Raw genomic sequence first — 7,259 nt, forward strand, 5'->3', positions numbered from 1 at the left:
GACGAAATTTAAGAGTTAATTATCGATCGAAATATCCTAAATCAACCACCAACTAACGGCGTAAGACGGAGAAACAAAAGTTCGGAACGATCGGTAAGAACCACATCTGCCGTCAAATCCTCTTGCTGCTCGTCATCGATAAATACGAGGTAAAACCCATCTTTGAAGGCTTGCAGGGCATTCTCGATCGCACCCTGCACATCCACCACCTGTTCGAGATCGCTACCGCCGCTACTAATTTTACCCAGCGCAACTCCCGCCTCAATATCAATTATGCCCAATACTTTGGTCGATCGAGCATCGGTTTGTCTGGCTTGAAACGATCCAATTTCCGATCGCACTATCTGTGCGAGTAATTCCGCTAATGTCAGCGGCTGCTCTGGCAAAGACATTTGCCAGCTTGAAAATAGATTTTGGCTTTTGCCTAAAACTTTGCCAGATATAGTCAGGGTGGGTGTATCCATCGATCGAACCTTTATTTAGGACGTTTAATATAAATATTATTCCCCGACTGTCTCCACAAACCCAAGAATGTATATGCAGATACATCTAATTTTTATTGAATCGGTCGATAATCTTGTTATGTAAATCAAGTCAAATAGATCGCCAAATTAGGTAGTTGTGAGTGAAATAAGCAGCTAAATTAGATCTCGAAAACTGGATCGATATTCACCATTTTTTGACTAGTTTCGATCTCTGAATAGATTTTTCAGTACTTTCGGTCGCCTAAATTTACAACTTGGCAGGCGGTTCAGAAATATGATGCGTTAGATTTTATCCGATCTTCTTCCATCTTTATAACTTATGCCTAAAACCTTATTTCAAGTAGATTTGACCAAATCGATGGATAAACAGGAGATGCCGGGACACAACCGTTGGCATCCCGATATTCCGGCGGTAGTTTCTGTCAATCCTGGCGATATTTTTCGGATCGAATGTAAAGACTGGACGGACGGACAAATCAAAAATGACGATAGCTCCGATGATATTCGCGATGTCGATTTAACGGTCGTACACGTATTGAGTGGGCCGATTTGGGTTAATGGTGCCGAACCGGGCGATATTCTGGTCGTAGATATTCTCGATATCGGTGCTTTACAGGGCGATGAATGGGGCTTTACAGGTATTTTCGACAAAAAAAATGGCGGCGGCTTCCTGACCGACCATTTCCCCAATCCAGCAAAGGCTATTTGGGACTTAGAGGGGATTTATACTAAGTCTCGCCATATTCCCGGCGTGCGGTTTGCTGGGATTACTCACCCTGGTTTAATCGGCTGCGCGCCCTCTCACGAGCTGCTGGCGACGTGGAATCACCGGGAACGAGAATTGATGGCAACCCAACCCGACAGGCGCACTTATGGGGCGGGTTTTGCGGGAGAGGTGCCCGTATTAGCAGCATTACCCAATCCGACTAACGCAATTTTAGGTACTTTACCAGGTTCGGAGTTCGATCGAGTGGCCGCAGAAGCCGCACGCACCGTACCCCCCCGCGAACATGGCGGCAATTGCGATATCAAGAATCTCTCGAAGGGTACCAAAATTTATTTCCCCGTATATGTCGAGGGTGCCAAATTATCGATGGGCGATATTCACTTCTCCCAAGGCGATGGAGAAATCTCGTTCTGTGGTGCGATCGAAATGTCGGGTTTTATCGATTTACACGTCGAAATTATTAAAGGCGGCGTGGAAAAATATGCAATGGTAAATCCAATTTTCAAACCCGGCCCCGTCCAGCCTCAGTATTCCGAATATTTAGTATTTGAAGGTATTTCGGTGGATGAATTTACGGGCAAACAATATTTTATGGATGTCCATATTGCCTATCGCCGCGCTTGTTTGAATGCGATCGAATATCTGAAGAAATTTGGATTTACAGGCGAACAAGCCTATCTATTACTCAGTTGCGCCCCAGTCGAAGGCCGAGTCAGTGGCATCGTCGATATCCCCAATGCCTGCTGCACCGTCGCCATTCCCACCGCAATTTTCGACAAGAATATTTTACCCGTTTAATCTTTTTTGATTTAACAATTTTATTTGGTACGTTACACTCAGCGATAACACACCCTACTTCTTACTCCTTACTTCCCCTCCCCATGCCTCTCTACGAATTTCGCTGTAACGGTTGCGGTATCTTTGATGAATGGCGCACGATGAATGACAGTAGCAATCCGGCTAATTGTCCGGATTGTCAGGAGTCGGCAAAACGAATATTTTCGATTCCTGGAGTCCGATTAAACGGGGCTTTACGATTGAATAAAACTGCCAATTCCGAACCGCAATTAGTCACAAAACCAGCAACAGATCCAGACAAAAACATCAGAGCCAAAAGTCACGGCGGTCGCCCGTGGATGCTCGGTCATTAATTGCTGCTTAAAATAGTAGGGGCAATTTATGAGTTGCCCCTACTATTTTAATTTAACGATCTTTACCGATCGAAGATTCTTCGGGGAGAAATAGATTTTCGGATATTTGCGGCTGAGAGCCGCGTGAATTTGTCGCCCCTTTCCGGGTGAGTTCTAATTTCTGGGTAGCAGCTAAGATGGCTAATTTACGCCACCAGAAATAATAAACAGGGGGAATTACTAACGGTTCGCTGGCTAATTCCCAGAGTACTAGAGCCTGTTTGTGCGGGGAGGGAGAGGTGTATTCACTCAACGGTTGAGCGCATAGTTCGATCGCGCGCTGTTTAAACTTTTGCTGAATATGGCCAGAACCTTGTTGAAAGCATTCCTGACACACATCGCCGATAAGCGAACCATTTTGATGGCGTAATAGCAATCGCGATCGATTTCCTGAAAATGTGTGCCAGCAAGCGACACAACGCAATCGATGGGGCTGGGCTTTCAGATTGCGTTCTAGGTTAATTTTCATGCGATGAGTAGCTGTCAACCTGGGATAAAAATTTTGATGAGTGCGTTCCCGCGAGCCTCTCCAACGGAGAATCCCTCTAGCCGCACGTCTCTCTCTAGGATAACGGATATATATTCTACATTTCGTGATTTTTGCAATTCTCAACGATGGGAGGGCGGAGAGAGAAGTAAGGAGTAGGGAGTAGGGAGTAAGGAGTAAGAAGTATGGAGTTGGCGATCGAACCCGTCGATTTGGATGAGAGAATTAGTAGCAGCATCTATCCTATCTTCAGAACTAGCAATGATTTCGATCTATTGTCTCAGCCGCCAGTTTTCAGATATCCAAGCAATTATTTTTGATAAGGATGGTACCCTCGAAGACTCTGGCGACTATCTCCGCAATCTCGCTCAAAAACGTGCGCGACTGATTGACGCGCAAATTCCGGGCGTTGGCGAACCACTGCTGATGGCATTTGGCGTAACCGAGCGCGGATTAGATCCGGCGGGATTACAGGCGGTAGGGAGTCGCTACGAAAATGAAATCGCGGCGGCGGCGTACATTGCCGAAACAGGGAGAAGCTGGAGCGCGGCTCTAGATATCGTGCGGGGGGCTTTTAATGAAGTCGATCGAGTGATGGAATCTACGCCAAATGCGATGTTTCCTGGTTGTGCCGATTCGATCGCCGCTTTATCGGCTGCGGGGCTTAAACTAGGGATAGTTTCGGCGGCAACGACCAGCCAAGTTGTCAAATTTGCCAATTACCATCGATTGCAGTCTGAATTTCAGGTACTGCTAGGTTCCGATCTCCACTATGCTAAACCCGATCCGCGCTTGTTTCAATTTGCCTGTCAGGAATTGGGGGTAAAACCCGCGCACACCCTGATGGTAGGCGATAGTCATTGGGATACGATCATGGCAAGTCAAGGCGGTGCGGCGGGCTGTATCGGCATCTCCTGGGGGAGATTCAGCCAACCGCTGGCTGGTGCTGATGTCTCGATCGAGAATTTATCCCAGCTCCGAATTAGCAAGTAGTTTCCAGCAATGCTCATTCTCAAACTCTCGCACTATATGAATGCGTCGATTTCTGTGAGGTTGTTGACGACAAAATGCGGGTTTCAACAGTTTTATTTTTAAAAACCACGCATCGAGGCGATCGTCGCAGCATATAATGAACACAATTATACCCGTACTAAGTCGGTCAGATCGTGTGAATTATTGGTTGATGAAATCCGAACCTAACGTCTATGGGATCGAACACTTAGAACGCGATCGGACTACAATTTGGGATGGAGTCAGAAACTATCAAGCGCGGAATTTTCTCAAATCCATGCAAGTTGGCGATCGAGCCTTCTTTTATCACTCTAATACCAATCCCCCCGGTATTGTCGGATTGATGCAAATCGTTGCAGCACAAGTCGTCGATCCCAGCCAATTCGATCCGGATGATGACTACTACGATCCTAAAGCTACACTTACAGCCCCACGTTGGCATACTGTCACGGTAGAATTTATCCGCACTTTCGACAATGCCATTACTCTAGCTACCCTCCGCGAGCGATTTACCCCCGAAGAGCTAACTACTCTCAAGCAAGGCAATCGTCTCTCTGTCATGCCCATTACCCTTCGCATCGCCGCAGAAATTTTGCAGCTAGCGGGTTAGAGGATTTTGGATTGAAAATTATCGTTAGGACTGTAAAACTAGTGTCATTACAAACCCGACTTTTCCAAAAAGTCGGGTTTGTGTCCTAACCGATATGGCAACTGCTATATTCTTTCTCCCCATACTCCCCGTTTTACTTCTGCACTCGATAGTGTAAAAAAAGTTCGCCCTCGACGCGATCGACGTTTAATAATGTTAATTTAGGGGCTGAATCTGGCGTAAATCCCGCTCCAGATACTGGCGTGGGTGAGGCAGTACCACCATAAATAACTGGGCAAACAGTCAACCACAAATCATCGATAAACTCAGCCGCAAATAAACTAGCAGCTAATTCCGAACCGCCTAGTAAACAAATATTTTCTAGATTTAATTCAGCTAGCTTAATCTTGACAACTTGCCAATCGATTTCTTTCCCATCGGAAGTTTCACAGATAATAACCTGACTGAAACTATCGCGCTCGTGCCAGTCTTTTGCGCCGATAGTAGTGGTTAATAACCATCGGTCGATCGGTTGACTAAAAAAGGGTAATTGTGGATCGATTTTGCCACTGCGCGAACAAATAATCTGGGGTGGTTGGGCTGGTTTCTGGCGATCGATCCTGGATTGAATTAATGCTGGTGTTTTTACTAATACTACACTCCCACCATCATCGAGCGTGCCGCTACCGACTAAAATCGCATCAGCTAGGGCTATTTGCTCCTCTAAGTGTGCCGAATCTCGATCGGAGCTAAATGTTGGCGGTGATTTTGTCACATCCGCAATCTTGCCATCGGCGGTCATTGCTAGTACGAGCGTTGTTTTCATTAAGATTAACCCCAGCGATATTTATCGACAATCGATCGTTCGTAAAAGTCCAATCAGAAAACCAATTAGCCGACTAAAAACTTCATGGTTTCGTCCCGGCATCAGAATTTCTAGGGTCTTGTGGGAGTAGGATAGGCGGATGCCATGAGACTTGGCAAAACCAGCTTGAATCAGTTTAAATTGCTGCCATTCGATGTCAGGATAGATCGTAAATCGATCTTCCTCGATCGAATGGGAGTGGAGTAGCGCAGAGGGAGTCATGGCAATACTCGATGCTGGTTTAATACAGCCGCTTCAAGACATAATCAGTCAGATCGCCTAATGATTGAAGTGAAGTAGAATCATCTAAACCCGCTAGTTGTGCTAAAGCTAACTGAGAGTGGTGCTTGGCTAATTCGCGAGATTTAGTAATCCCCGTACTATTACGGACTAAACTCAAAGCTTCAACTAAATCTGCCGGATCTACAAATTCAGTCGCGATTAAATCGACCAATTGCGGATACTCTTGCATAGCATATAATGTCGGCACTGTCAAGTTTCCACTTGCCAAATCCGAACCCGCAGGTTTACCCAAGACTTCATCATCAGCCGTAAAGTCGAGAATATCATCGACGATTTGGAATGCTAACCCCAAATTGCGCCCGTACAGATATAACCGTTCGCAAGTCTCGCTCGGCGCGTCGCTGAGTACGCCTGCTGCTTTGGCACTATTAGCCAACAGGGATGCAGTTTTGTAGTAACTTTTTTCTAAGTAGGCTTCGATCGAGAAATCGGTTTCAAATTGATTCAATCCCTGCTGAATCTCGCCTTCAGCTAAGTCCATAATCACCTGTGAGAGCAGTTTGACCACTTGGAGGTTATCTAGGTTAGCCAGATACCAAGACGACTGAGCGAACAGGAAATCGCCCGCTAGCACGGCGATTCGATTGTCGAACAGACTGTGGACTGTCGGCACGCCCCTACGGGTGTCGGCAGTATCGACCACATCATCGTGGACGAGACTGGCGGTGTGGATCATTTCGGTAATTTCTGCCAGCCGACGGTGGCGCGGGGTAATTTCTGCCCCTGGCATTGTCGCCCGTGCGACTAGCAAGACGATTGCCGGACGCAACCGTTTGCCCCCAGCTCCGAATAAATGTTCGGCGGCGGCGTACAGAATCGGGTGACGAGCACCAACGAGTTTTTTGAGGTTCTCCGTTAAGGCTTGTAAGTCAGCTTCAACAGGAGTAAATACGGATTTCACTGAGGTCATCGATCGAGCGGCTCAGAGGATGAGTTTACGAAAGTTTACATATATTCTAAGCTATTTTTCCTTTACATAGGGAATAGGAGCTAGGGAATAGGGAATAGGGGTTAGGAAACTGGCACTGTGGGCAGAATTATCTGCTGGACTGAGGGTTGAGCGGGCAGCCATTGGGTGGCAAGTTGGGCAAATTGAGCCGGATCGCCACTGACGATAAAGGTTGTCGGCTGCGCTATGCGATGGCTTTGGATGCCGAGGAGATTAAGTTCCTTGGCGGCGGCGGTGACGACGGCGATGGCTGGGTTGACAAAGGTAATGCTTTTGGGTACGAATTTCCGCAAAATCGGTTCGAGGTGAGGATAATGGGTACAACCATATACTAGGGTATCGATCGATCGATCGAGTAAGGGTTGCAGATATTCCTTGGCAATGGCGAGGGTATATGGATCCGCAAGGCGATTGTTTTCGATGAGGGGGACGAATTCTGGGCAGGCAACTTGCCAGACTTGGGCGCGGGGATTGGCTTCTTGAATGGCATAGAGGTAGGCGTTACTCTTGACAGTGGCGGGGGTGGCAATTACGCCGATCCTTCGCCCCTGACGTGCGGCGGCTCTGGCTCCAGGCAAAACTACCCCCAGAATTGGCAGATCGTACTCATCCCTAACGGTATCTAATGATAGTGCCGAACTGGTATTACAGGC

10 protein-coding genes are annotated in these 7,259 nt (G+C 47.1%); 4 read left to right on the plus strand and 6 right to left on the minus strand.

Annotation, left to right across the window (positions count from 1 at the left end; all coding sequences use genetic code 11):
• Nucleotides 1-41: 41 nt before the first annotated feature.
• On the minus strand, nt 42-464 hold the full coding sequence (locus tag Q0R35_RS01190) for a hypothetical protein (protein WP_295613640.1): 423 nt from the start codon (nt 462-464) through the stop codon (nt 42-44).
• A 340-nt stretch (nt 465-804) separates the two neighbouring features.
• Between Q0R35_RS01190 and fmdA the strand changes: the two genes are divergently transcribed.
• Together fmdA and Q0R35_RS01200 are read left to right on the plus strand one after the other, a co-directional pair.
• Nucleotides 805-2,010, plus strand: coding sequence for a formamidase (fmdA, locus tag Q0R35_RS01195; RefSeq protein WP_295613643.1), 1,206 nt, complete (start codon nt 805-807; stop codon nt 2,008-2,010).
• An 83-nt stretch (nt 2,011-2,093) separates the two neighbouring features.
• Entirely contained in the window at nt 2,094-2,363 is a 270-nt protein-coding gene (locus Q0R35_RS01200) for a zinc ribbon domain-containing protein (RefSeq protein WP_295613645.1), read from the plus strand.
• 52 nt (nt 2,364-2,415) lie between these two features.
• Here the strand turns inward: Q0R35_RS01200 and Q0R35_RS01205 are convergent, their stop codons facing one another.
• Entirely contained in the window at nt 2,416-2,871 is a 456-nt protein-coding gene (locus tag Q0R35_RS01205) for a hypothetical protein (protein WP_295613647.1), read from the minus strand.
• A gap of 279 nt (nt 2,872-3,150) precedes the next feature.
• Here Q0R35_RS01205 and Q0R35_RS01210 point away from each other — a divergent pair, with 279 nt between their 5' ends.
• A complete protein-coding gene (locus Q0R35_RS01210; protein WP_366944795.1) occupies nt 3,151-3,882 on the plus strand; it encodes an HAD family hydrolase in 732 nt (243 codons plus the stop codon).
• A gap of 175 nt (nt 3,883-4,057) precedes the next feature.
• Entirely contained in the window at nt 4,058-4,510 is a 453-nt protein-coding gene (locus tag Q0R35_RS01215; protein ID WP_295613659.1) for an EVE domain-containing protein, read from the plus strand.
• 133 nt (nt 4,511-4,643) lie between these two features.
• Here Q0R35_RS01215 and Q0R35_RS01220 read toward each other — a convergent pair whose 3' ends face one another.
• The 4 genes from Q0R35_RS01220 to murI form a co-directional block, all read right to left on the minus strand.
• Complete coding sequence (locus Q0R35_RS01220; protein ID WP_295613651.1) at nt 4,644-5,315, minus strand: RibD family protein; 672 nt, start codon at nt 5,313-5,315, stop codon at nt 4,644-4,646.
• A gap of 21 nt (nt 5,316-5,336) precedes the next feature.
• A complete protein-coding gene (locus tag Q0R35_RS01225; protein WP_295613653.1) occupies nt 5,337-5,576 on the minus strand; it encodes a hypothetical protein in 240 nt (79 codons plus the stop codon).
• Between the two features lie 19 nt (nt 5,577-5,595).
• Nucleotides 5,596-6,567, minus strand: a complete 972-nt coding sequence (sds, locus tag Q0R35_RS01230) for a solanesyl diphosphate synthase (protein WP_295613655.1) — start codon at nt 6,565-6,567, stop codon at nt 5,596-5,598.
• 101 nt (nt 6,568-6,668) lie between these two features.
• Nucleotides 6,669-7,259: glutamate racemase (gene murI, locus Q0R35_RS01235; protein WP_295613657.1), on the minus strand; the 591-nt coding region annotated here is incomplete at its 5' end.

The sequence above is a fragment of the Chamaesiphon sp. GL140_3_metabinner_50 genome (genome assembly GCF_025361915.1).
Taxonomy (GTDB): domain Bacteria; phylum Cyanobacteriota; class Cyanobacteriia; order Cyanobacteriales; family Chamaesiphonaceae; genus Chamaesiphon.